Raw genomic sequence first — 25,059 nt, forward strand, 5'->3', positions numbered from 1 at the left:
CCGATTGGCACCGCAAGTTATCCACCGCCGCGCGCTCTGCCTGCGTATGAGGCGCCGCAGGCGCGCGCCCGTGGATAACTTGCTGCCCAGTACCCTTCATGGCGTCCATCAAACGGGGACAGGGTCACAACTGCCCAAGTCGCTCACTCCAGGTCGCGAACGCGACCGACCGCGCTGTCGACAACAGTCCGGTACCATCGACGACATTTGGCTCAGTACCGATGAGCCAGGTGCCGACCGCCACGGCGTTCTTGATGACAGCGGAGATAAGAACCGTCTGCGCCGATGCCTGAAGCAGCCCCTTGATTTCGGTCAGCAGAAGTTCATAGGTAATGCCCCGTGGTCCGGTGTCGAACTGGTGCCCTTCGTCGTAGACCACCATGCCGATGTGCGTAACCAAGCTCGGTTCCTGTCTGAGCACATACAGCAGCTTCTCCGGCGTTAACACCATCAGGTGGCGCGTTGCGGGAGCGTCCTGGCCAAACAACTCGGCCAACTGGTCGACGAAGTCCAGTTGCAGAGCATCAGAAAGCTCATTGACCTTGACGTCTTCGCCCTTGAACGCTTGGCGCAGCGAAGTGGCAATCTCGTGACACAAGGCGCGGAACGGCGCGACGAGCACAGCGACGCGCGTCCGGTCAGCCAGGAATGCGCTTCGGAGAATGACTTCGACGGAGCGCGTCTTGCCTGCGCTCGTGGGCATTTGGACCACACCGGACCGCCCGGAGAAGAGCCCCGCTTTTCCAAGCAATTTCTGGGATGGCCAGAGCTCCTTCGGGAATCCGGGGCGACGAATTGCTTCAGCCCAAGCGCCGCTGTCCAGCCCACTGAACCCAGGCAACAGGCTCCAGGCAGAGCCCGCCAAGCGAAGCCTGACTATGGCCGACGCCACCTCCGCAAGAACCACTTCCCGGGATGTGCCACTGGCATAAGTTAAGCGACGAAGCTCGCTCAGCATCTCGACGACCGCCTGAGTCGGGGCTCCGTCGTTGAAGTGGTTAGTCAAGCGGAAGGCAATCTCATGGAGCACCCCTGTTAGCCAATGCCCATCCAGGTTTGGCGGCTGGCGCCAGTCGGCTCGCAGCACCCAGATGGCCAATCGCTCGATGGCGCTACCACCCTCGACCGAAAGGCGCCGTGCAAGCACCAAGCTGCTACCAGGACGCTGTCCTAGGAAGTAGCTGGCCGATGCAAGCAGCGTGACCTCCCGCGTCACCGTCGTATCGAACCGGGAACCCAGGTAGGCGTCGAAGAAGCTCGCTGCGAAGCCTATGTCATCCCGTAGGTCCTCGGCCAGTCCAGACTGAACGTCGGCCACATCATTCAGCGCTGCCGATGCATCCACCAGTGTCCCAATGGACAACGGGAACAATGCAGCGGGTTCGACCCCCTCTGGCACCGCGATGTGGGACTCTTCCGGCAGCCCCAGCTCGTACATCTTCCCTTTTGACCGAGTAATGCCGAAGTACCGACGGCTGGTGGACTCAGGCTTCACCCGCAGCTCGCTGATAGAGAGCGTGAGCCAGCGTCATCAGGCCTTTGCCCTTGACAGCGATGAGCTTCAGGCGCCCTTTGTTGTTGTGCTCGGCCGCAGAGGTGGCCTTGATGCCTTCGGTATCGAACGCAGCGTCGGAAAGAATAGCGGCCGCACCGGAGAGAAGCCGGTACGGACGGTCAGCGGCATTCTGAAAGCGCTGCACCACCAACATTGAATCTTGCTGACCGGCAAGGTGCATGCGCCGTTTCATCGCAGCTAATGTCTCAGCGGCGCGCAGATAGTCTTTGCCTGAGTCGTTGACCGCGACCTGCAGTCGGCCGCTGTACTTTCCGCCGCTGAGTTGGGCTTTCACTTCGAAGGTCAGCATCTCGTCAGCGTGGCTGGGTTGCGCCGCGTTGGGGCACTTGAAGCCGACGATGTCGACTCCCTTAACGGATTCATCGCGACTCCCTTTCTCGGCGTACTTGCCGCGTGGCACCCAGTAGCCAAGCACGAACTCCACGAAGTCCGAGACCAGCAGCTCAGCAAAGTCTCCGGCACGAACGGCGGGTCCTGGCGCGACACTCTCGTCCGGGAAGACGAGTTCCAGCAGATACTCTGCGCGCGACTTACCTGTGCCCTCGCGCAGGATGTCGAGGTCAATGTCGGGACAGTAGGTTTCACGAAACCGGCGGGCCCACTCACTCAGGCATGGCGCATCGTCGGGGACATCGAGCTCCCAGACCTCGCACTTATCGCCGGCCGCCAACGTCAGGGACTCTGCCTGCTTCATGTGATGGAGGTAGGTAGGCCCCACCCCTACCTTTGGCACAGCAGGTGCAGCAGCGACCTTTGCTGCAGGCTTGGGGTTCGGCGCGCCAGTCATCTGCATTCCATCTCGTCCCACGCCTCCAGCACCAACCTACGCGTTCGGTACTCGCCGAAATCACGCATCTCGTTGTTCTTGAGCACGCGGAAGGTCTCGCTGGGGTAGTCCTCACCCATCACGTCAGCGGGGTCGAGAATGTAGCGAAGTTCGTCACGGGTCAGACCGTAGAGGCGGGCATAGCAGGCGTCGAGTTCGGCACGCAGTTGGGCGCGGCGCTCCGGATTCCACGGAAAACGTGGGCCGTCGTAGCCGAGGTCTGCGGCCCAGGGTTTGAGGTCGTCGGCGGTATAGGTGAGTTCGAGGACGCGGGGGACGATGAAGGCGAGGTTGAGGTCGGTGTAGCGGTCGGGGGGGAGAACCGGCAGCTGCTTGTAAATGAAGTAGTTCATGTGGGTCCCACCGGTCTTGTGACGCGCCACGAAATCGAACACCAGCGCACACAGATTCGCCAAGAGAGCAGCCGCCGGACGCCAGTCTTTACGGGCGTCGAAGAGCATCAGCGGCATCTGGTTGCCGATGCCGGCCAAGGGCACCACCGACGCAATCACCGTCCGCTCATCGGTCGAGCGGCAGATGTCCCGCCACCCCATCAACCAGCCCCGCTCCCGGCCCTTGTCGCGCAGCCGGGCCTCGACTTCGACGGCTTCGACCCAGTAGCGCGGGGTGACGCTGAAGGCCGGGTCCTGCTTCTGGGCGGCGGAGACGTCGCCACTGCCGTCCGCCGAATAGGTGGCCCAGCGGTGGTCGAACTGGTGAATCATCTTGGCTTCGTACAACGGCAGGCGGCTGGGGGCCGGGGTGTCGTGGAACAAGCCGCTGTCGTTGGCCATGTCCAGTTGTCGCATGAAGCGGATTTCCCAGGGATTGACCTCGGGCGGGCCTTCGGCGATGAGCACCGGCGCGGCCCGGTAGAGCTTCTTGGTCAGCACCGCATCCCGCTCGCTGCGGAACACTGGGCAGGTCAGGGTGTTGGGGTTGATGAGGCGGAATTCTTCGGGCGTCAGGGTGAAGTGTTTTCTTTCGTCAGTGAGTTCACCGACGCTCAGTGCGAAAAATAGAAAATCTGTTTGCTCTGCTTGCCCCAGAGTCATCAGACAAAACTTGAACCGCTGGTGTCCGATGTCAGCGAAGAGACCGGGGCCAGTTCGAAAATCGTAGAGTGAATGCAAGCGGCCCTGTTGAGTCATGCCAGCAAAGAACGCTTTTGTACTATCGTCAGTGGCAATGCCTGTGGGTACGATAAACCCAGCCCTGCCCTCCTCGCCCATGAGTTGTGCGAAAGTCTCGGCAAACAGCGCATACGTATTCACGTCGCCCACGCCGGTGAGCGGATAACGACCAGCATCGTGAGCAAACAGGCTGGCGGCCTCGGCATTGCGTCGCGCTGCTAGGAACTCCGCGTACAAGGCCTGCTCTGCCCCGTTGGGTGGCACCAGCCCCTGAGCGGCCTCCACCTCCGGGTACAGGGTGTGCAGCAACATGCCCTGGGCCAGCAGCCCGATACGCTGCCCCCGCTCGGCCTTGTGCTGGGCCTCGGCGACCAGCGGGCTGCGGGTGGCGAAGAATTCTTCCTCCTGCAACTTGATGCGCTCCCATGGCGGATTTCCGAGCAGCACATCGAAGCCGCCCTTGGCCTTCACCTGCGGAAACGCCTGCCACCAATGTAAGGCCTGCGCGGACAAAGCCGCATCGTGCGCCGAGTCCGCAATGCCCGGGCGCGGGCTACCGCCGTTCAACACCAGCCACAGGTCCTGGCTGGTCGGCACACGAGCCTCGGACTCCATAGTCTTGGGCAGCACGAAGGCGGCCACAAAAATATCCGCCGCCAGCCGGGCCTTCGAGGCTGCAATGTTCGCTTCCAGCGCAGCATGAGCAGCACGCTTGACGTCCAATGCCTCCAGGGTGTCGTCCGGCAGTGCCTCGAAAGAAGCAGCATCTACCCCTTCTCCCAAGTCCAAGCTCAGCATCTGGCGGGATTTCTCCTTCGCCTTGACGATGGCCTTGAGCGCTTCGCGGTTGGCCTTCTTGATGCGCTTCACCACCTCAATGTCATCACCGGAAAGCGCATTGAAGGCCTTGTCCGGGATGCCGTCCTGCAAGACAGCCTCGTCCAGCACGCCGAGCAGCGCATCACCGCAGCGCAGGTGGGCGTCGAGAAAGGTGAGTGGCCGGTCGGGGGTGTAGGCCTCCAGCCACAGGGCGGTGCGGGCAAGTTCCACCGCCATCGGGTTCTTATCCACGCCGTAAATGCAGTGCACCACCACGTCGCGCAGCGCATGGCGGAAGTCGTCCTCGGTGGGGGTGCCTTCCGGGGCGCGGAGCAGGGCCACCTCGTCGGCGATGCGGCGGGCTGCGGCGAGCAGGAAGTGACCGGAGCCACAGGCCGGGTCGCACACGGTGAGCGCAAGTAGTGCCTTGACCGGTTCCTGCGGGTTGTCGGTCATGGTGCGGGCGATGACCGGCTCCAGGGCGCTCTTGATGAGTTCCTGCACCAAGCTGTCCGGGGTGTAGTAGGAGCCGGTGAGCTTGCGGGCATTGCCCTTGGTACTGCCCTCCTCCTCGTCGCCAATGAAGCCGAATTTGCGCGCGCCACCGAAGACTGCAACCTGGGGCACAAGTTCCAACAGGCTCTCATACACGCTGCCGAGCTCTTCGGAATCCATATCGCGGTAGTTCACCCGGGAGAGCGCCGCGCCATCGCGGAAGAAGCAGAGGCCAAAGAGCGCAGACAGCAGGGCCTGGTTTTCCAGGCGGGTGGCGTCGAGGTCCGGGCACTGAGCGGCATCGAACAGACCGCCAAGGGCCGGCAGGCCGAGGGCGGGCTGCCCCCGGCCAAGGCCGACGAAGGTGATGGTGAGCACCTGCCACAGGTCGGCGTGACGGTCGTAGCTGCGGCGGCGGGCGGCGAGCTGACGCAAGCGGGTGAGGCTGTAGCCGGCCAGATAGCGCTGGCGGGCTTCCGGCGTGGCGTCCGGTGCGAAGATGAGTTCGCGGTCTTCAATCGTGGCCAGGAAAATGAAGCGGTAGATGAGGCGCAGCAACTGCTCGAAGTAGGCCTGAGTGCTGAGTTCGCCCGCTTCGATGCGGCGGCGCAGTTCGGCGTTGTCCTTGTGGGCGAGAAAGCCGGTGCCGAGCGCGCGCAGCGCTTCAGTTACACCCACCCTCAGTCGGTCGCGGGCGCGGATGCCGTCTTCCTGAGCGGTGTTGCGCCAGCGCTCCAGCGCGCAGTCGGCCGGTTCGATGCCGACCTTACCGAAGCGGCTGGCGTGGGCGAGCAGCCAAAGCGCAGTGAAGTCCGGGTAGAGGCCCTCGTTGAAGATGGCTTCCAGGTCGGCCTCGATGTAGGCCGGTCGGGTAAGGCTGGGGTTGTCGCGCAGGATGCGCAGCTTGAGCCCGTTGCTGACCACTGCCCAGAGGCAGTTGCCGCTGGCGTTGAGGTATTCCTGTGCGAGCAGGAAGGGCGAGCGGCGACGCACGCCGTCGCCGTGTCGAGTGCTGGGCTTGTCCAGCCCCTGGTCGTGGGCGGCGAAGACCAGCGGTACCTTGCCCTCACACGCAGCGAAGCCAATCGGGAAGATGCGCTCGTCGAGGGTAAGCTGCCCCACCGCACGCGAGTCGGCAAAGCCCAACACCTGACGGCAGAAGGGTTCGAGGAAATCGCGCACCGTCACCGCATGGCTGTCGACGTCGGAACGCTCCCGCTTGGCGGAGAAGTCCTGCCAAAGGTTCTGGGCAATCTTCCAATAGCGGCCGATTTCGTCGCGTAGCTTCAGACCGCGGGGGATGTCGTAGTCGCTTTCCGACTGCTCGGCGGCACCGAGATGCGCGACCTTGTTGAGAAAGTCCGGCGCGAGCAGCGCCCCTTCGATGGACAAAGCGGCAAAGGCGAGTTCGCGGTTGTGACGGCGAGCCATGTTGTTGTGATTCCTGTTCGCTAGCGTCAAGCCGGGATTAGAACGAAGACACCCATGATGTCCACCGGCAGGCTGGGCGTGACGCGATATTCACCACGAGCATCCGACGCCACCCGCACGCGGCGGTGGTCTTCCAGCAGTTGCTGGGCGCGAGCACGGGCGAGTGATTCCAGTGCGGGCTGAAGCTCGGGTAGCTGCATCAGCGCGCGCTGGATGTGCTGGTCGCGCAGCAGCGGCGGCATGTTGCGCGCTGGTTCGGCCGTCATCAGCACGCGAGCGGTGGCTTCTTCCAACGGCGTGGATTCGTTGCCAGCAGCCAACCCAACCGTGAGGGTCTCCTCGCATAGCAGCAGGCGAGACTGACCCCGATAGCTGACAGTGAGCTGGTGGCGCAGGCGGACCAGCAGGACAGTGGTACGGGTCTCGACGGCGCCGGTGAAGATGGCTCCTGCCCGGGCCACAGCGTCGAGCGCCGTGTCGGCCTCGACCGACGCGTCGTCCAGCGCAGTTTCCAGCAGGAAATCCGCCAGTACCGATACGAGCGGGTGGGTGCGATGGATGAACTGCGTGCCCGGCGCAGGCGGCTGATGGAAGTCGATGCGCAGCGTGCCGGCCAGACCCTCGCCTTCCAGGCGCTCGCGCACAGCTGACGGCAGACTTGAGGCGTGGAGTTTCCAGTGATTCCCGCCGCCCTTGGTCGTTTCCTCCAGCGGGGCACCGAGCTGCTGGGCCGCACGTTTCACGAAGCGCTCGACGTCGGCTTCGCCACCGAGCACGGCCAGCGTCTTCTGCCACTCGGGCAGCACGTCTTCGGGCTTCAGGCGGCGCTGGGCGAACAGGGTGCGGTTCTTCGCAGCCTTTTCGCGGGCCGAGGTCCACGCGGTGTCAATGGACTGCTCTGGGTCGCCGAAATCGAGACCGAGCTGTGGCATGCGGGCGGTGGTCGCGCCCTTGCGCAGCAGCACCGCACCGACCAGGGCCTGGGTGAGCTTGCCTTCGTCGTCAGGCATGGGCACCAGCACCCCGAGTTCCTTGCGGATGCTCTCGGCCTTGCGCAGGATGACCTGCAGCACGGCGCCGTCGACCGGGTTGTCCTGGCCATAGAGCATGGTGGTGCGCACTTCTCGCGCCTTCTGGCCGAAGCGGTCGACACGACCTTCACGCTGCTCGTGGCGCGTGGGGTTCCACGACAAGTCGTAGTGCACCACCGCCGTGAAGAGGTTCTGGAGGTTGATGCCTTCGGACAGGCAGTCGGTCGCGACCAGGATGCGCTGTTCGGCCTCGCCCATGGCCTCCACTGCGACCTCCCGCTCAGCGGGCGCGAACTGGCCTGTAACCGGTGTGACCTGATGGTTGCGGAACGCAGTGCGCAGGTTCTCGGCGACGTAGTGGGCAGTGGCAATGTAGCGGCAGAACACCACCGGCTGAAAACCAGCCTCAGTGAGTTCTTTCAGGTGGTCGATGAGCTTCCTGAGTTTGGGGTCCTTCGTCGGACCGGCCAGCCCCTCGGCACGGTCAATCAACACGGAAAGTCGAGCACCGTCTTCGGTACGGGCTCCCGGTTCGATGTCCTGGGTGGAGAGGTCGTCTTCCACGCCATCGAGAACCCGCTCGCGGCCCTGCTCTTCCGCCTCTTCCAGGGTGAGCTCGACTTCGGCAGCATCCGTCTCGTCAGTCGGCGCGGTTCCTTGAAGGCGCGTTCGCAGGGCATTGACCGCTGCGGCTGGCGATGAGGAGATACAACGCAGCAGGGCGAGCGCGGCCCACCAGCTCATGCGTTGCTGCAAGAGCCCCTTGCCTTCGGCACGCTCGACCAGGTCGCGTGCATAGTCGAGCACCTCATCGAAGAGCCGGCCCCACTCACCGGTGAGCTTGTAGGTGATTTCGGCAGAGAGCCGTTCGGGGAAGACATTGCGGTCCTGCCATTCATCGATGTCAGGGCGGCGGCGCTGCACGAAATGATTGGCGAGTTGTTCGCGCAGTGGCTTGCGACTATCCGAAGGGACGTCTTTCAGCTCACGGAATTCGGGGTGGAGCAAACCGAGCAGGTTGTAGAAGGCCTCCTCATCACCCGAGTGCGGGGTAGCGGTGAGCAGGACCATATGGCGCGAGGCATCCTCCGCCAACCCCTTGAGTAGGGTGTAGCGCTTCTGTTTGCCCTGGCCACTGAAGGTGCAGGTGTGAGCCTCATCGACGATGACGCACTCCGGGCAGGCGCGCTGAAATTCGTCACGGCGGCGGTCTGACTTGATGTAGTCCAGACTGACCACGGTAAAGGGATAGGCCTCGAACACGGACTGGTTGGCAGGCAAGCCGCGCTCCAACCGGTTAGCGGTGGTGTTACGCACCACTACCGCATTGATGTGGAAGCGCTCCTTCAACTCGCGTTGCCATTGCTCGCACAGGTGAGGCGGACACAGCACGGCCATGCGATTGATTTCGCCGCGGTCGAGAAGCTCACGGACGATGAGCGCCGCTTCGATGGTCTTGCCGATACCAACGTCATCTGCAATCAGCAGCCGGACAACCTCCTGTTTGAGCGCCATCAGCAAGGGAACGAGCTGGTATGCGCGCGGCTCGACGGCGATATTGCCGAAGCTGCGGAACGGACCAGCGCCGGTGCGCAATTTGAGCTGCAGTGCATCGCGCAGCAACTGGCCAGCGGCAAAGTTGGACGCCTGCTCGGCTGTGGGCCAAGGGAACGTTGCCGGACCTACCGGACCCGGCTCGATAGGCAGGTAGATGAGCGTGGCGTCGTCGTCGGTCGCACCGAGCGGACGAAGGTGCAGCGTGTCGTCCGAGGACTGCGGCAGGACTATCCACTCGCGGCCACGGGCAGAGACGAGGGAGCCGGGTTGAAATTGAACCTCAAGAGACATTTTTGCTGACTGCTTTGTAATATGGAACAATCAATTCACGAACATCGAACCAGGCATCACGAAGCCACTCACGTAGAGCTTCTGAATCTTCGCAATCGATAATTCCATCGAAATACTTCAGGACGTGAACAAGCTTGCTTTTCGGTCGTTCCTTGCGCACACCGGCCAGCAAGGTATTACATAGACTTTCAACAAAACCGTCGAAGTGTTCATTCAAGGCCGGCACTCGTTGAAAATCATAACCTGAAAGATAGCGCTGCCTAAAAATACTGTTGTTGGATAAAGTCATATCGCGCATCAGTTTTTTTCTAGCGGATTCGCGATAAGCTCTTTCATTCAAGCGACCATTTTTCATATCGAGATACTCCACGGCACTATCGCCGAGCATCTCCGCAGCCTGAGATACACGTTCCAGCATCTCACTAATCCACGTCTCTTGAACTTCTGGACCGGACTGAGATATTTCTTCCAAAACTAGAGCTCGCTTCCTCTGACCTTTGCCGAAAATTATGTTCTCTCGCTTAAGGTTCTCGTAGCAGTCATCGCTCGCCCAAAACCCAAAATACGTCTCAACAAAATATTGGGCCCGCCATGGCGGTGCGCTATCTACGATATCGACCTCAAGCTGGACGTATGGGCGGACAAGCTTGGTCGACTCGGACTCCCTAGAAAACTCGCTCTTTACGAATGCTTCAGCCTCAACTCCAACTGGAAGTGGCTTCTTGAGGCGTACCGAAAGCTTTCCGAAGGATTGGTCGCCCTCGTACCTATGGCAAAGAATCCCTCTTCGGAGCCACGCGTCAAACGAGTCCACCGTAGATTTAGGAACTACTTTCACCGCTGGAAGCCATAAAGCACCGGAGCCATTCAAGTCGAAGCACGCGGCTGGAACTGCTCCTTTTGAGCGAAGGTCGTCAAAGTAATGGAGAACTCCTGACAGGTCTGACTGAGTAAAAACTCGCGTAGCGAGAAAGGTCTCCGCATGAAGACTGAAGCCCTGCATTGAGGCATTTGCTGAACCAACCAGAACACAACGCTTTGTCTGCGTCGAGTTATTTGCGTCCCCATTCTTCCATTCAAACAGATAGACCTTTGCATGCACCAAACCATTACCTTTTTCCGGCGCTACTCGTTGAAGCTTAAGCCTTGTACGGCCGCGAGCCGGAAACGCACTGGAAATATCCTGCAATACGTCATCAGGTACTCCATCGTCGGCATAGAGCACAAGCTCCTTCGGCTTGAGGTCGTTGATGCTCAAAATAAAATCTGCAGTCGGGTAAGGCCCCATCACCGTGACGGAATGCAATTTAAAGGTTTGCCCCGGAGACACGTAGTCCAGAATTTCTTTAAGCTTCATCGACGATGTATCTCAAATTTAGTGAGGACTTCCGAATAGGCCTGCGTTTGCTTTGAAGACCTCAGCCCAGAGGTGGACGTCTTTGGGAAAACGCACGACGTAGTAGCCACCTGCCTCCAGGCACGCGTTGATGGTCGCGTCCCGCCCGGCCTGTGACTCTGCGTCGTGATGCGGCCCATCGATGAAGACAGCCGCCTTCCAGTCCTCATAGAAGAAGTCGGCGGACGTATGACAGCGCTCGATGGTGTATTGCCCCTTGTCCGGTAGCCGATAACCATGCTCGCGCACATAGGCCAGCCAGGCTTGTTCCAGGGTGCTTCCGGAAACGCGTTCGAGTTCGCCGCGCTGTTGCTCTGCTGTGCGCCCGAAACTCCCCGACTCTCCCCTGGCGCGTGATAGCTGGCACAGGATATCCAAGACCTTGCCTTCGTTGTCTGCGTCCTGCCTGTCGATATTCAGGTGGTCAGGCTGGTTGTAGTAGGAGAGCAGGCAGCGGTAGCAGCCCGCCTCGCAGATGGGCTTGCCGTCGGAGCCAAGCTCTTCTTCCAGATGCGCGCGGCCCCAAATGCCCGACACGGGTCGATGAAAGTGCATGATGGCGAGAGCTTCGCCTGCGACCCTCGCCAACGCATCGGGCTCGGTCGCCAGACGGGTCAGGACACCTGCCCCGCCTTCGGCAGACTCATAGAACAGGATGGAGCGGCGCAGGTCGGCCTTGGGCAAGGGTTCGGCCATCAGCTCGCTTTCTTCGAGCTGATAGACCGCCTCGATGCCGCGCTTCAACGCATATTGCAGCGTCGCCATGGTCTTGATATCGAGCTCTTCGAGCGGGCGCACGATGAGCACGTTGCGGCGGTCTTCCACGTAGGGAACGATGCGCTGCGGCGGGGTCTTGTCGGGCGGGGTGTCCGGGTCGGGCTCGCCGGCTTCTTCCGCTCCGCCAACCCAGTGCCCCGTCACCGGGTTAATCATGAAGCCGAGGAGGCTCTTCTCCTTGCGGCGTCGCCAGCCAAGGTTCATGCGCCAGACGGTCGCTGCAGGACCGTACAGGAGCTCCAGCACCGGCGTGTCGCCTTCCTTCATGACTGCGTGCATCACCTGCAAGCGTGCATCCTGCTCGCCAAATTGGATGGTGGTCTGCATCTCGTAGCCCTGACGAGTGCGCTCCTCCTCGTTGGCGGTGATGCGCTCGGCGCGTTTGGTCGAAACGTTTTCGATACGGTAGAGGTTCTGCACCGCCACAGAGTCGGCAAGCGGGGCATTGCACGACACGCAACGGTCGGCATCGCGCTGATTGCGGAAGTGGCCGTAGCCGCAGGCGGGGCAGATGCGGGCCACTTCGGTACTGAGCTTCGCACCGACTGAAACCTGGTCTTCGGCTCCCACAGAGAGCATGGCGCGCACGACGCGATACTGGCTGCCCTCGTGATAAATGAGGCTGTAGGGACCGAACTCGGACAGAGCGAGGAAGCGTGGACGCGAGAGGAAATTCTCCCGACCAATCTTGCCCTTGCGCGCCGGAATGTAGGCCATCAGAGGCAGACGCGGGAAGTTGTAGCCGGGCAGGAAGCCCTGACTGGCGAGATATCGATAGGTGTAGAAGTCCGAATTGGCCGAGCCCGACTCCTGCAGCAACAGGCTCTGCTGACGGAAGGCTTCGTCATGGCGCTGCTTCGCGTCTCGCCGGTCGCGTTCGCTGGCAGCCGGGTTGTTCATGACCTTCTGGTTGATTTCCATCTGCCGCTTGGTGGCGGCAAAGAGGTCGCGCCAACGATTAAGCGCATTGTCAAAGGACTGGAAGGCGCGGCGGAACACCTCGTCGGCAAAGGTCGGCGTATGCCAGGGCGCCTTCTCCTGGGTGAGTTCGCCCTGGAGCATGTCCAAGACGCGAAGCCCGCGCTCGTGCGCCCGCTTCTGCGGGGCATCCGCATCCATCTGCTGCCGATAGTCGTCGGTCAGCGGCGCAGCGGGGTCGTTCATGTCGAGAAGACCGCGCACGCTGTTGTCGAGCTTCTTGCCGGTTTCGGCAAGCCAGATGGCATGGAGGTGACTCTGGATAAGTTCGCGGTTGGCAAGGTCGAGCGTGGGCGGGTTGACCTGCCCATGGACCATGCGCACCGGGTCACGGAAGAAATACTGGTCGTGCGGCGACTGTGCGGCACAATAGGTGATGACCAACGCAGGCTGCCCGGCGCGCCCGGCCCGGCCACTGCGCTGGGCGTAGTTGGCCGGGGTGGGCGGAACGTTGCGCATATACACGGTATTGAGCGACGAGATGTCGACACCCAGCTCCATGGTCGGCGAGCAGAACAGCACCGGCAGCCATTCGAGCGGCTTGCCATTCGAGGCCTGCCAGTCGTCGCGGTCCTTCTGAGTGAAGCGGAAACGAGCTTCACGCTCCAGCCGTTCGTTCTGTTCGACCTGGGCAGTGTGCTCACGCGCTTCGAAGTCAAATAGCCGGTGTATCGGGTCGGCGAGCATACCGGCGATATTGCCGTACAGGCTGCGGAAAAAGGCGTTGTCGTCCGCGCTCTTCTTGCTCTTGCCCTCACCAAGCGTCCACAGGAGACCCGTGCCGTTGAGCTGATATCCGGTGATACCGAACTCGGTTTCCTCCGACACGACCAGCCCATAGGACTTTGCCGCCTTGAGGAGCGCCTTGATGACTTCCTCGCACTGCTCGTCCTTGAGCTTGCTGACGTGCGGGTTATCGCTCTCGTCCGCTTCGCGCCAGTTGCTGGGGCGCTTGAGCTCCCGACCGAGCTTGGAGCGGGCACTGCCCGACACAAGGTACTCGACATTCCGCCGGTCTTCGTCCCGGGGCTTGGCACCGACGATGAACCAGTTCGAGGAGATGGGGTTCTCGTCCTCGGAGAATCCCCAGGGTTCGCGCAGGTTGGCGTAGCTGGCGGTCTTGAGGCGGTCGAGCTCGCTACGGTCGAGATAACGCGAGGCGAGGCACAGGCCTTGGCGCATGGCATCGAAGAGCATGACCAAAAGCCGCTTGCGGACATCGGATGACGCTGCCTGCAATGCAACGGGCGCCTCCGACCATTCGACCGCATCAGCCGCCAGGTCGTCGAGGTCCTGATACTCGATATGGACCAGCCCCAGCTGTTCGAGGTTGGGGTTGTTGAAGCGCCAACCACGACGCAGGTCGAAATAGACTCGATAGCCAAGGATGGCACGCATGACGTCCTGTACCTGACGCCGGGCATTGCCCTTGATGTCGGGCTCCTGCATGTACTCAGCACGCACACCTGGGTCGTCACGGTCGAAGCCGAGCCCCTTGAAGACAGCCTCGGCAACCTCGCCCTCGGTCAAGCTCCCGCCTGCTTTCTGGACGGCAGAAAAAAGAGCAGCCCGCTGCAGCAGCACCTGCAGGAAGTCATTGAAGTGGCCGACCTGAAGCGCGGCATCCTGCCGGTTGTCGGTGAAGCCCAGCACCTTCTTGGCCTCTTCCTTAAGCTGCTCGTCTTCCTCGTAGAGGTAGCGCAGTGCCGACAGGGTGAGCATGGTTGTCGCCGAGCTCCGCCCCTCGCCCGACAGGCCCGTGAGCCGCAGCGACTCCTTGCCCGCAGTCGGATGCACCACACCACAACGCAGGCAGAAGGCAAAGTTGCCTGGAATATACCAGCCGGTTGTGCCGTCGCTGGTGTGGCGCCCTTCTGCATCGACTCGGACATGATGTGGCTGACGCTTCTTGTAGTTCGAGCGCAGCTTCAGGTCACCGTCTTTCTTGGGTTCCAGCCAGGTCTCAGGATAGCGGTCGAGCGTGTCGTTCCAGACGCCAGTGGTGTCCGGCATGAAATAGCCGTTCTTGACGTCTTCGTCCTCGTGGCTGCGCTCCTCGATATTGCGCGGGTTAAACACGCGGCCGCTCGAATTGTTCTCGTCCCAGACCGGGACGTATTCCTGCCCGCACTCGCGGCAGAAGTGTAGTGCGTAGAGCCGGCGGGCGCGGTCACCGGGAACGAACTGGCTGCCTTCCAAGGTGAGGTAACGTCGGCCTGCGGGTTCGAGGGTGCCGTATACCTTGCTGCCCCCGGAGATGAACTGGTGGAGCTTGAAAGCAAAGAGGCTACGCCCGCCCTCAGAGGTCGGCTTGTCGGTGGTGCGATAGGCAAGCAGGAGAAAGTCCGCCAACACCTTCAGGGCTAGGTCGATATCGACACCAGCATCGAACGCCAACTGTTCGGCAGCGGCATCCAGGGTGACGGGACGTGCCCGCCGCCACTTGCCCTCGTCACGGGTCAGGCCCAGCGTCAGTTCGACCCAGACAGCAAGCGGGTGCTGAGCGAGCGCCGTATAACTGGTGGATTCAGGCACGCCAGCACGAATTGCTTCGGCCAGTTGTGGCCGAATGTGGTCGACGAGCACTTGCTCGGGCGTGACCCGCTGCAGCGTTTCAGTGATGACACCGGCGGCCGTGATGCGGGCGCCGAAAAGGCGGCGGGCCACCTCTGCGACCTTTTCGTTCTTGGCCTGCTCGGTCCCTTCGGTGGCCATCGTCGCCGAGGTGCCGATGCACTGGAGTTTTTCGGAGAGCGCCTCGCGCACTCGACGCACGAGCAGCGCAACGTCAGCGCCTTGCCGGCCGCGGTATGTGTGCAGTTCATCCAGCACCAAGAATCGCAGGCCTTTGGCATTGCGAATCACCGCCTTGTCCTTGTCATCCTGCCGGGTCATGACCAATTCGAGCATCATGAAGTTGGTGAGCAGGATGTCCGGCGGGTTCGCCGCCAGGCGCTGACGCGCTTCGTCGCTCTCCTGACCGGTGTAACGGCCGTAGGTTACGGGCGGATGGTCACCATAGTCGCCCAGGAACTTGCCAAGCTCTTCAAGCTGGCTGTTGGCGAGCGCGTTCATCGGATAGATGACGATTGCCCGGGTGCGAGGGGTCGGGTCGGCGACCTTAGCCTTTAGGATGGCATCGACGACCGGGATGAAGTACGCCAGTGACTTGCCGGAGCCGGTACCGGTCGTCAGGACATAGCTCTCCCCGCTCTGGGCGAACCCGATAGCCTCTTCCTGATGCTTGAAGAGCGTGAGGGATACGCCCATGCTGGCAGCAGATTTTCCGGCGCGGAAGATGCGTCCGCACTCGGGATGCAGCGCACCAGCGGCGACCAGTGCCTCGACGGTACCGCCTGACTTGAAGTTGGGATTGACCTGTACCAGCGGCGCAGGCCAATAGCGACCGGAGTTGTAGGCCTCATCGACGAAGGTCTTGATGTCCTCGGCGCGTATGCGGGTAAAGCTGCGGGTAAACGCCGCGTAGTCGGTGACAAGTTTCTCCCGAAACTCGAAGACATCCATACGAGCCCACTCCTGTTGCTCCGGCGGTCGCCTTGCTTCAGCGCGAAGGCGGCATATCTGTTCGCGGAAAAATATTGTTGCAGATGCCGATTGTACTGGCGAAACTATGGCCAGACACGATGAAACGCGCGCGCAGCTTGGATTTCGAGGCACTGGTTATGCCTTTCGTCTTACTCCTGCATTGAATTCCTTCTCCGCTCACTTTCGCCGCCTTCTGGTGGCCCAGCCACATGTGGCTTACCCATCTGCCCGCCGTAGTCGGTGCTACCGGCGTTTCCGGATAGCAGGCAAGCAGCGATGCGGTAGTTGCCTTCAACCAGACGTGGTACAGGAACACGGTCCGATAGTTGAGCCTCTCCTTGAGGGGCTCGACTGGCGACGATGCTGCGATTCGACACGCGAGACAGTACCCGCCGCGCGTAGGGACGCTCTCCGTACTGTGAGCTCTACGCGAATAGAATCAGCGAGTGCGCACAACCTTTTTGCCCAAATTGATTCAAATCAGGGTGATTAAATTCTGCCCCTTGATAGGATTCGCCCTTTTTGCCGAGGACCGCTTTATGGCGAAGAAACCCAAGCGCGCAGCTCCGGCCCACGTAGCGGTCGGCCGCGTCGTGCGTGCACTGACGTACCCCATCATCGGCGCGGAACATGACTTCACCCTCCGTGAGTTGAATGCCTTGGCAACCCTCGCACACGTCAATATCGACGCAGGCGCCCGAGTGAGCGGACCTGAGGATGGCTACTTTCATCCTGTTGACTCGTACGACGCCATGCTCCTGCAACCGGGCGCGGGGCAATCTTTCTGGCTCGAGGAACAGTTCCAGTCGGCGGCAAGAGGGCTCGAAGCGAAGGGCCTTGTCAAAATCCAAACAACAACCGGAAGGCGCTACACCCTGTTCGTGAGTTCGAAGCCGGAGCCCGAACAAGTTGGCCCCGGCATGCTCGTCACGCTCACGAAAGAAGGCACCGAACTCGTTGACTCCATGGCCGGCAACCTTGCGAAGGCCCTGACCACGCTGGACGACAAGGACGTCCGAAACGAGCTCGGGCAGTATGAGAGCGTCGGCTAAGGCTCACTCTTATTCGCGAGGTTTACGACGACATTCACGGAGTGCTACACCGCCTCATAACAGCGAGCCCCTTGGTCTTTTCCTCGAATAATGTGAATGAGTTCACGTCTCGTCATTGGAGAAAACGCGACGTGAGTTCAGACACCCGAGCGGAGGGCGCCTAAACGAACGGGAGGCCTCTAGCACACGGACTTGCGGCGCAATTTGAACTCTTTCAGGCTATTGAGCCCTTATTTTGCGCCTTGCTCCAGACTGGCAGCCGCAACCAGAATCCGCAGCACCTCCACCTTACGTCCTGCTCGTAGCTCCTCAAGTGGCACCCGACCACCCAACAGCTGCTCCGGATACGTCAGAAAATCATAAGCTCGCCACGCATCGGCGTTGAATGCCGCAATGACCGCAGGGAGTACCTCCAGAACCGCTGGCTCAAACTGCCACTGCGGGTACCGGACGGGGTTCTTCGAGCGCGGAAGCGCCAGAGTGAGGAGCTGCCCATTCGCAGACATCTCTTCGATGATGGGCGCCGGAAACCCAGTCAGGGCCGAGGCCTCAACAAGCGAAAGCATCCCAGGGGCCTTGAGTTGCGCTCGCTGCTCCCGCCGACCAAGGGCCAGCAGTTTGCGCTCAAGCGCGGCACATTCAGGGTCAATGTATTGCATATTCGGTTCTGGCCGCCGTGCAGAGCGAAAGTTGAACTACGAGGAATATGAGCGGCGGATACCGGCCTACGACCCTGCCGGCGCCCAGCTTCCATTTTGAGGACCGGGGCAAGGCACTCACTTTATCCGCCGCAAGATGGGCTTTCCGCCATTGTCGGCCGCATCGCCGCGCCGCTGACTCGCTTCAACCTCATCGACCGCATCCGATAGCGTCCACGCCGCCTTTTCCCAACTGGCTCTGTAGCGCCGGCTCACGATGAGCAGCAGCAGGACGATTTGCCCCCTGCAGCCATTTCATCATCTGTTCCTCCCTATGCTGGACCGGTGAGGACATGCACCTGCGGCGGTGACCGGTTGAGCGAAACAGGCGTTCCCGATATCGAGCCTCGGTTGAGGCCTCCCTCGAAGTGAATCAGGAGTAAGGTCGAGCGCGAATTCATAGCTCCGGAGCTTCTCTGCAGCAGCCCATCCCAAGTCTGCCTGGGTGCCCCCTCGCATGTCGCGCTCATCGATGCAACGCAGCGAGCTTTTCACGCAGTTCATTCTGTGCCGATGCCACCCCGAGTCCGAGCAGCGGGTCGGTCAGCACCAGGTTTTCGCGGTGCTCTTCCGCCCATCCGTCGCCGTCATCGTCGATGGCCAGCCAACGTACGTGCCGATGCCGCTCGACATTTCGCCTAATTTGCTCGTAACGGGGCAGCAACGGCCAGCCACGTGGCACCGTTTCGTACCAGGTCGCACCCACCACGCGCCGCTGCAGCGATTCAGGCAATGACGCACGCGCGACCTCGAATCCGAGCACGCGGACCCAACTCGTCGACAGCACAATCTGAACGTCCGGATGGGGGAGCAGCAGCCCATCGAGGATACCGGCCCACTCGAACAGGCTAACCCCATCCATTCGAAGGACGATTCGCTCTCCGATGCGATAGACCTCGTCTGGGTGAAGGACACCGTCAAAATCGAGAAAGAGGGTCGACTGTCGCGTATCTCGCTGCCGAATGCCTGCCATCCCCGCCATCGCCGTACCTCCTTCCTGGCTCTGCACGGAGTATGCGAACGGCAGCAGCGGAAGGGAAGCACGTATTTACCCTAATGTATTGTTTGAAATAGCTATTTTGTCAAGCAAGGGTACCTAACAGGGGGACGTGCTGCGCTGATTCAAACACTTTTCGACTCGTCGTCCCTTCCAAGCGACTACCAGTCCACTCCGGTGGATGGATACTCGTCGACATTTTCCGGCGTCTGTCACGCACCTGTCATGGGCCGATAACGCCTGGTAACCTAGCAGCTCTCATCTGGGAGATGGCATGAGCATCCATGACATACGCGACGCACGCGCCATTCGTGCCGCGATGGCGGAGTACGACCGGGTTGGTAGAACCTACTTCCTCGAGAAGTACGGCTTCGGCAAGGCTCGCGAGTACATGCTCCGTGACATTGCCACTGGACGCCTCTATGACTCGAAGGCCATCGTGGGTGCAGCGTACGGATATGCCTTCCCCGAGCACGGCCCCCTTCAAGCCTCCGAATTTTCCGGTGGCGAGGCGACTGTGGAATCCCTGCTGGCCGGCCTTGGCTTCGAGGTCGTTCGCGTTGGGCAGGACTGGAGCCGCGAAGAGGTCGAAGCCACCGTCGCGGACTACTTCGAGATGCTGCGCCTGGAAGCCACTGGGCAGCCCTACAACAAGTCGGAGCACAATGAGACCCTGCGGCAGCGGTTGAAAGCGCGGAGCAAAGCCTCCATCGAGATGAAGCACCAGAACATCTCAGCCGTGCTCGACCAGCTCGGCCTGCCGTACATCCGTGGATACAAACCCCGCTCGAATCTGCAGGACCTGTTGCGCGAGGTCGTCATCGCTCAGGTGCAGGGTTCCCAAGAGGTCCTACGAGTCGTCGTGGATGCTATCGAAGACCGCACAGAACCGGGCAACCGAAACTACCGTGGGGTTCTGATTAAAGCTCCACAGCCCGAAGCGACGCAACAGCGGGGGCGTCGGGAGCGCATGCCAAGGAGACTCGATTACGCAGCGCAGGATGAGCGCAACCGCAGGCTAGGTCGAAACGGCGAGTCATGGGTCCTGGGCTACGAGGAAGCACGGCTCGACGATGAGGCCCGTCCCGACTTGGCAGCCAGAATCGACTGGGTGTCCGACCGCTGCGGTGACGGGACGGGTTACGACATCCTGTCCTACGAACCAGATGAGGTGGCTCGCTTCATTGAGGTCAAGACCACAAATGGTAGCCCGCTCACCCCGTTCATCGTGAGTCAGAATGAGGTGGAGTTCTCCGAAGAGGCTGAAGACGCCTTCTGCCTCTACAGGGTGTTCGATTTCGCGCAAGCCCCGCGACTATTCATCCTGCGCGGGCCGCTGACGACATCAGTTCATCTCGAGGCACTCGACTACAGGGCGCGGTTGCGGGCTTTGAGGCAATGAGAGCCGAGCCTAGTTGCGAACGCCTCGACAGGCCGGGTACTTCGCACACCCCCAGAACTCGTTGCCCGCATTGCTGCCGGACTTAGCAGTACGCCGGACCATCGCGCCACCACATTTAGGACATGCCAGCGCTTCTGAGCCTGCAGGGTCCTTGCGACCGTGGCGCCGCTTGGCAGACACACCTGCCCCGACGAGTAGTGCGACCGGAACCACGTACTGCAATACCCCTGCAATCGTGGTCCACAGGCCATGAACCATGCTGTCGCCCATCGTCTTGCCCAGAGCCTTCAGCTCCGCGGGATTCGATGGCAGTGGAACCTGGGTGGCAAAGTAGTGCAACACGAAATAAGCGATAACTGCGAGCCCGACGCCGACCTGCCAGGGAAGGTGGGCGGCAATCTCCATCAGGACTTCGAGAATGCCGGATTTTCTGCGCGCCATACCTTGCCCCATGACATTTGAGACTCTGATTGTCAGGGCAACGCCACAACAAAGGCAAGCTATGACGCGCGAGGCGCGCTGCTTGCTCTGCTGACCGCACGACTGCCGTGGGTACCGGATTGCGCCGGCGAGCGGATTTTTTCCTTGTGACGGCATTTGGGGAACCGGTTGCAGCCGAGGAACGGTCCGTACGGGCCACTGCGTTGAACCATGAAGCCCTGCTCACATTCCGGGCATACTCTCGAGGCTCCCACCTCGCCATCCAGGTCACGCACCTCGAGCTCGTAATCCCGCACCAGTTCAATGATAAAGGGCGATTCTTTCCGAGCCACCGTAATCAGCGTCACGGTCGTCCTAGCGCGCGTCATTGCGACATAGAAGAGCCGCCGCTCCTCAGCATCCTCGAAGGAATCCCCGCCGGGTATCGCCAGCTGGAGCACTGGGTCATCCTCGATTCTGCTTGGGAAACCCAAGGTTTCCGAAGTCATCCTCGGCACAATGACATGGTCCGCCTCCAAGCCTTTTGATGAGTGAGCGGTCACGAACTCGACCAGTACCCGCTCATCCGTGGGTCCAACCGGCAGGCACTGGCGGTCATCTCTGTAACGGCCGAGCACGTAGATGCGGAGGGGTTTCCCCGGCGTCAAATGCGCCCCGGCGAGCTCTCGAATCGTGGAGGCAACCGCCGCCTGAATCTTCCGCTCCTCATTGACCCGGATAACCCGTACGGGCAGTTCAAAGTCCGGTTTCGCAGACCTCACGCGCTTTCTCAGCTGCGTCGGGTTCTTCTGCACGAAGGAGCTGCTGATGTCGCAGAGGGACTGCGGGCACCGGAAAGTTGTCTCCAGCTTGAGAGTCACCGCTTTGCCAAACTTCGCCTCGAAGTCAGTCATCACGCTCAGGTCTGACCCCGCGAACCGGTTGATGCTCTGCCAGTCGTCGCCAACCGCGAACAGACACCGCCCCGGCGCATTCAACAAGCTGGCCACCAGACGAGCTCTTGCCTGACTGACATCCTGGAATTCGTCGACCATCACGAGTTCGTAGGGGCTCTTCCACTGTCCAGCCTCGATGCAGTCGGCAGCCAATCCAAGCATGTCCTCGAAATCAATCGCCCCCTCCCGCTTGAGTCGCTCTTCCCAGGCCGCCCACACCTTTTCGAACAGGCCGAGGAACATCTGGTGTCGAAAGCGAAAGTGTCCCGCCGCACCGGCTTCAAGGCGCTGGCGAAGCGTCGCCACCGAAAGACGATTACTCTTGGCATGAGTCAGGAACGCCCTGAAGGTTCGCGCGAGCCGGGGACTTTCTATTGGCCTCCTGCCTCTCGCTGGACGGTCCGGGTTCGGGTCGAGCACGATGCCGCGCCGTGTCAGCTCTTCTGCCAGGTACCTGAAGGCCTTGCCACTCCAGAGGTCGGCCATCGTCGTCTCGAGCAGCGTCGTCCCGTTGTCCGCGTGGACCTTCCGCTTCCACGCCATCCCCTCCTTGTATCCCTTGAAGTCGGGGGGCGGCTCGCCGTTCTGGTCGAGTGCCCAGTGCTCGAGGTAGGCATCAATTTCGGGCAGATAGAAATCCGGCTGGTACTGTCGATACTGGGCATCCGCCGTGTCCACCTGGTAAGGGGCCTCGTATTGGTACTGAACGCCGTTGTAGAAGAGCCAGTTCGCGATGAACTGTTCGCCGCGGCTTTTGACGACCTCGCCGTTCAACGTCCAGAAACCATCCACTTTTCGGTCTCGGTCCCACGAGTCCGGAGATTCGTGCTCCTTGCCGAATTTCGGCAAGTCCTGGCCGAAGACCACGCGGAACAAGTCCCAGTTGGTCCGGAACGTGGGGTCGGTGTCCTTCAAACTGTCGACAAGCTCGAGCAGCACCTCCAGGTCTCGCCCGCTCTCCAACCAGGGGGCCACGGTAGGACGCTTCCCGGTCGCTGCTCCGATGACATCAAGACCGAAGGCGTGAAAGGTCTTCGCTCCGACCTTGTCCGCGGGCAGCCATTGCGGCACGAGGCGCAGCATGAGTCTCTCTCGCAGCTCCGCAGCCGCATCTTTGTTGAAGGCCAGGAGGAGTATCTCCTCCGCTTTGAAGTATCCCTTCTTCAACGCGTAGCCAGCCTTGGCCACCATGGTCGACGTCTTTCCGGAACCCGCCGATGCCACCAGGAGCACCCGGTTATCAAAACACACGACCGCCTTGGCCTGCTCGTCGGTCAGTGGGGACTTTTCGACCTGTTCGAAGAATGCCTTGCACTCTTGAAGCTCTCGAGTCAGATGCCGTTCGTTGATGCCGTCGGCGACGTCGCTGAAGCTTCGACGCCAAAGGGCGACCGCGTCCCTCAGCTCCGGCCCTTGGGCCTCGAGGTGCCTGACGACTTCGGGTTCGGCGAGAAGGTGCGTCAGCTCACTGGGCTTTAGGTTTGATTGGGCCTCCTTGAACTCGCGGGTGAGCCAACCTCTGGCTGTCAGTTGCGCCTTGCAGGCGCCCCGCGCACTACTCGCCCACTGCAAGACAGGCCGCAGAGCCTGGTCGAAGTTCCGCAGCAGCTCGGCGACTCGAACTCTTCGTACAGCTTGCGTTACTGCCGCCGCCAACTCCCTGCCGGCAGCGTTCGGAATGCCGTCCAATGAAATGGGCGCACGCCCGGGCAGAGAAAGGGCCAGCGTTGCCCAGAACATGCCTGACGACAGCCGCAGTCGCTCGAGGTCAGCCACGCTGCCTTGCAAAGCCGTTCCGCCTACGCGAAGGTGATAGCTATCCGTGGATAGCCTGAACGACCAGTCAACTGTGCGAGTAAAGAGCTTTCCCGGGGCGGAGGGCGCCCATTCCTTCGGCTGTGCGGTCATCCTCTTGTTCTTTCCCGAATCAATTTCACCATTACCCTGCCGCTATGCTTTGCCCGCTCCAGCCAAGCATCATGCCTCAGATACCCACATCTGGTCGAAGTCGCTATGATTTTGGTATGGAATCGCGCCCCTGCCCCTTTTGCACGCTCCCAGCGTTACGTGTCGTCGCTCAGAACGAGTACGGACTCTGGATTTACGACGGCTTCCCCATCTCACCTGGGCATAGCCTCATCATCCCGAAACGACACATCGGCTCGTTCTTCGACGCTAACACCGCCGAGCGAGCGGCGCTTCTGGAACTCCTGGACCAGGCAAAGGCCTCCATCGATGCGGAGCATCATCCGAACGGCTACAACATCGGCATCAATGACGGCGCGGCGGCGGGCCAGACTGTCCCGCACCTCCACCTCCACTTGATTCCGCGGTACTTGGGCGACGCGGATGACCCTCGGGGAGGCGTTCGCTGGGTCATACCTGCGAAGGCTGATTACTGGTCGGAGCGGTAGCGTGCCAAGCGTTCTGCCCCCGCCATCGCCAGAGGCTCAGCTGCTGTTTCTGACGAAGCTGCAGCGCCTCTTCGCGGAGGGAGACTTCACTGCGACGTACAAGTTTGCCCTGCTCATCACCTTGGCGGACCTGTCCGTCGAACTCGGTGCCGATGACGGAAGCGAACTGGTTCTGACAAATCGGCAGATTGGAGAGCACTTCATCGGCCTCTACTGGCAACACTGTCTGCCATACAGCTCGGGACACGCGACCAGCGCTCCTGGCGTGCTGGTACAGAACAACGGCGCTCAAGCGGCGGTGGTCTCCGCAGTCAGTACCTTTCGGGCGAACACTGCCGTGGCTTCGCCTCAAGCCGCGGCCAGACTGCCAGGCTTCCGAGAACTCGTGAGCGCTGTCACCAACACGGTCTCTGCACAACCGCTCAACTACCTGCAGAACTTCGGAGGGGGCACGGACGAGTTCCTGTACGAACGTACCGGAGCGGGGAAGATTCGCTTGAAGCCAAGCGTAGCGTACTGCCTGCGCCGTTTTTACCCGCTCGTGCAGCAGTTGGCCCGTTCACACTGGATTGACCACATCAAGCAAAACAGTCGAAATCTGAACATCCTCGGCGCTACGGACGACTTGGAGGACTTCCTGTTTTCGTCCTCCAGGCAGTCATTGCAAGTGATGGCCGCCGGCCTGCGCAAGCTCGATGAAGCTCGGTGCTTCTACTGCGGGAATATGGTCACGACCGCGGACGTGGACCATTACATCCCATTCTCGCTATACCCCCGAGACTTGGCACACAACTTCGTCTTGGCGCATCCGTCATGTAACCGGAGCAAGTCCGACACCCTGGCAGCCCTCCCCCATCTTGAGCGCTGGTTGGCAAGACTTCACGACAAGGCCGACGCACTCGCCGAGATTGGTTCGGCGGCGGGATTTCAAACGGACACGTTGGTGACCCGGCAAGTAGGAGCCTGGGCCTACACGAGTGCGTTGAGTGGTGGAGGCAAAGCGTGGGTTACGACCAACGCCTACACGCCCATCGACGACACGTACACCACGTGCTTTGCCTGAGTTCCAGGCGACGAGGGGGCATAGCGCTTCCGACGGTTTCAGGTCGGGCAGGAGCGGTTGTTGCGCGTTGATGCCGATAGGTAGACTCCCACAACCGGCTTGCCTTCTGCTGCGCGGCTAATCCGTAGCCGGGTTGTCTTGTTCAGTCGCGAGGAGGCCACACAGCTGTCGGCGCAATTGAACTCCAGGTTTGGCGCTGAC

Annotated in this window: 14 protein-coding genes; 4 read left to right on the forward strand and 10 right to left on the reverse strand. The window is 61.1% G+C overall.

What is annotated here, in order from left to right; all coding sequences use genetic code 11:
• Nucleotides 1-124: 124 nt before the first annotated feature.
• The 6 genes from GPA27_RS16355 to GPA27_RS16380 are packed head-to-tail and all read right to left on the reverse strand — an operon-like array spanning nt 125 to nt 15,835.
• Nucleotides 125-1,495 carry a DEAD/DEAH box helicase gene (locus tag GPA27_RS16355; protein WP_169141630.1) on the reverse strand — a complete coding sequence of 457 codons (1,371 nt, stop codon included), beginning with the start codon at nt 1,493-1,495 and terminating at the stop codon, nt 125-127.
• Nucleotides 1,485-2,369 (reverse strand): Hachiman antiphage defense system protein HamA, encoded by an 885-nt coding sequence (locus tag GPA27_RS16360; protein ID WP_169141631.1) that lies wholly within the window; start codon nt 2,367-2,369, stop codon nt 1,485-1,487. The genes GPA27_RS16355 and GPA27_RS16360 overlap by 11 nt, the downstream gene beginning before the upstream one ends.
• Nucleotides 2,360-6,280, reverse strand: a complete 3,921-nt coding sequence (locus GPA27_RS16365; protein WP_169141632.1) for an Eco57I restriction-modification methylase domain-containing protein — start codon at nt 6,278-6,280, stop codon at nt 2,360-2,362. The genes GPA27_RS16360 and GPA27_RS16365 overlap by 10 nt, the downstream gene beginning before the upstream one ends.
• Before the next feature lie 26 nt (nt 6,281-6,306).
• A complete protein-coding gene (locus GPA27_RS16370; RefSeq protein WP_169141633.1) occupies nt 6,307-9,159 on the reverse strand; it encodes a DUF8741 domain-containing protein in 2,853 nt (950 codons plus the stop codon).
• Complete coding sequence (locus tag GPA27_RS16375; protein ID WP_169141634.1) at nt 9,149-10,516, reverse strand: phospholipase D-like domain-containing protein; 1,368 nt, start codon at nt 10,514-10,516, stop codon at nt 9,149-9,151. The genes GPA27_RS16370 and GPA27_RS16375 overlap by 11 nt, the downstream gene beginning before the upstream one ends.
• An 18-nt stretch (nt 10,517-10,534) precedes the next feature.
• On the reverse strand, nt 10,535-15,835 hold the full coding sequence (locus GPA27_RS16380; RefSeq protein WP_169141635.1) for a DEAD/DEAH box helicase: 5,301 nt from the start codon (nt 15,833-15,835) through the stop codon (nt 10,535-10,537).
• Nucleotides 15,836-16,302: 467 nt separating this feature from the next.
• On the opposite strand from GPA27_RS16380, the gene GPA27_RS16385 reads away from it, so the two are divergent.
• Nucleotides 16,303-16,908 carry a hypothetical protein gene (locus GPA27_RS16385; RefSeq protein WP_169141636.1) on the forward strand — a complete coding sequence of 202 codons (606 nt, stop codon included), beginning with the start codon at nt 16,303-16,305 and terminating at the stop codon, nt 16,906-16,908.
• 230 nt (nt 16,909-17,138) lie between these two features.
• On the opposite strand, the gene GPA27_RS16390 is transcribed toward GPA27_RS16385, so the two are convergent.
• Nucleotides 17,139-17,567 (reverse strand): hypothetical protein, encoded by a 429-nt coding sequence (locus GPA27_RS16390; RefSeq protein ID WP_169141637.1) that lies wholly within the window; start codon nt 17,565-17,567, stop codon nt 17,139-17,141.
• A 505-nt stretch (nt 17,568-18,072) separates the two neighbouring features.
• Nucleotides 18,073-18,588, reverse strand: coding sequence for an HAD domain-containing protein (locus GPA27_RS16395; protein ID WP_211165047.1), 516 nt, complete (start codon nt 18,586-18,588; stop codon nt 18,073-18,075).
• A gap of 289 nt (nt 18,589-18,877) precedes the next feature.
• On the opposite strand from GPA27_RS16395, the gene GPA27_RS16400 reads away from it, so the two are divergent.
• A complete protein-coding gene (locus GPA27_RS16400) occupies nt 18,878-20,005 on the forward strand; it encodes a protein NO VEIN domain-containing protein (protein ID WP_169141638.1) in 1,128 nt (375 codons plus the stop codon).
• A 9-nt stretch (nt 20,006-20,014) separates the two neighbouring features.
• On the opposite strand, the gene GPA27_RS16405 is transcribed toward GPA27_RS16400, so the two are convergent.
• Together GPA27_RS16405 and GPA27_RS16410 are read right to left on the reverse strand one after the other, a co-directional pair.
• Nucleotides 20,015-20,446 carry a topoisomerase DNA-binding C4 zinc finger domain-containing protein gene (locus GPA27_RS16405; RefSeq protein ID WP_169141639.1) on the reverse strand — a complete coding sequence of 144 codons (432 nt, stop codon included), beginning with the start codon at nt 20,444-20,446 and terminating at the stop codon, nt 20,015-20,017.
• Nucleotides 20,447-20,505: 59 nt separating this feature from the next.
• Nucleotides 20,506-23,289, reverse strand: a complete 2,784-nt coding sequence (locus GPA27_RS16410; RefSeq protein WP_169141640.1) for a UvrD-helicase domain-containing protein — start codon at nt 23,287-23,289, stop codon at nt 20,506-20,508.
• Between the two features lie 116 nt (nt 23,290-23,405).
• On the opposite strand from GPA27_RS16410, the gene GPA27_RS16415 reads away from it, so the two are divergent.
• Nucleotides 23,406-23,795, forward strand: a complete 390-nt coding sequence (locus GPA27_RS16415) for an HIT family protein (RefSeq protein ID WP_169141641.1) — start codon at nt 23,406-23,408, stop codon at nt 23,793-23,795.
• A gap of 1 nt (nt 23,796) precedes the next feature.
• Nucleotides 23,797-24,858 carry an HNH endonuclease gene (locus tag GPA27_RS16420; protein ID WP_256223002.1) on the forward strand — a complete coding sequence of 354 codons (1,062 nt, stop codon included), beginning with the start codon at nt 23,797-23,799 and terminating at the stop codon, nt 24,856-24,858.
• The last annotated feature ends 201 nt before the right edge of the window (nt 24,859-25,059 follow it).

This window comes from Aromatoleum toluolicum, assembly GCF_012911005.2.
GTDB lineage: Bacteria > Pseudomonadota > Gammaproteobacteria > Burkholderiales > Rhodocyclaceae > Aromatoleum > Aromatoleum toluolicum.

Coding starts and splice junctions, on each gene's coding strand:
- GPA27_RS16375 (WP_169141634.1), bottom strand. CDS start 10,516: ATGAAGCTTAAAGAAATTCTGGACTACGTGTCTCCGGGGCAAACCTTT.
- GPA27_RS16400 (WP_169141638.1), top strand. CDS start 18,878: ATGAGCATCCATGACATACGCGACGCACGCGCCATTCGTGCCGCGATG.
- GPA27_RS16410 (WP_169141640.1), bottom strand. CDS start 23,289: ATGACCGCACAGCCGAAGGAATGGGCGCCCTCCGCCCCGGGAAAGCTC.
- GPA27_RS16365 (WP_169141632.1), bottom strand. CDS start 6,280: ATGGCTCGCCGTCACAACCGCGAACTCGCCTTTGCCGCTTTGTCCATC.
- GPA27_RS16380 (WP_169141635.1), bottom strand. CDS start 15,835: ATGGATGTCTTCGAGTTTCGGGAGAAACTTGTCACCGACTACGCGGCG.
- GPA27_RS16390 (WP_169141637.1), bottom strand. CDS start 17,567: ATGCAATACATTGACCCTGAATGTGCCGCGCTTGAGCGCAAACTGCTG.
- GPA27_RS16370 (WP_169141633.1), bottom strand. CDS start 9,159: ATGTCTCTTGAGGTTCAATTTCAACCCGGCTCCCTCGTCTCTGCCCGT.
- GPA27_RS16415 (WP_169141641.1), top strand. CDS start 23,406: ATGGAATCGCGCCCCTGCCCCTTTTGCACGCTCCCAGCGTTACGTGTC.
- GPA27_RS16395 (WP_211165047.1), bottom strand. CDS start 18,588: ATGGCGGGGATGGCAGGCATTCGGCAGCGAGATACGCGACAGTCGACC.
- GPA27_RS16405 (WP_169141639.1), bottom strand. CDS start 20,446: ATGGCGCGCAGAAAATCCGGCATTCTCGAAGTCCTGATGGAGATTGCC.
- GPA27_RS16360 (WP_169141631.1), bottom strand. CDS start 2,369: ATGCAGATGACTGGCGCGCCGAACCCCAAGCCTGCAGCAAAGGTCGCT.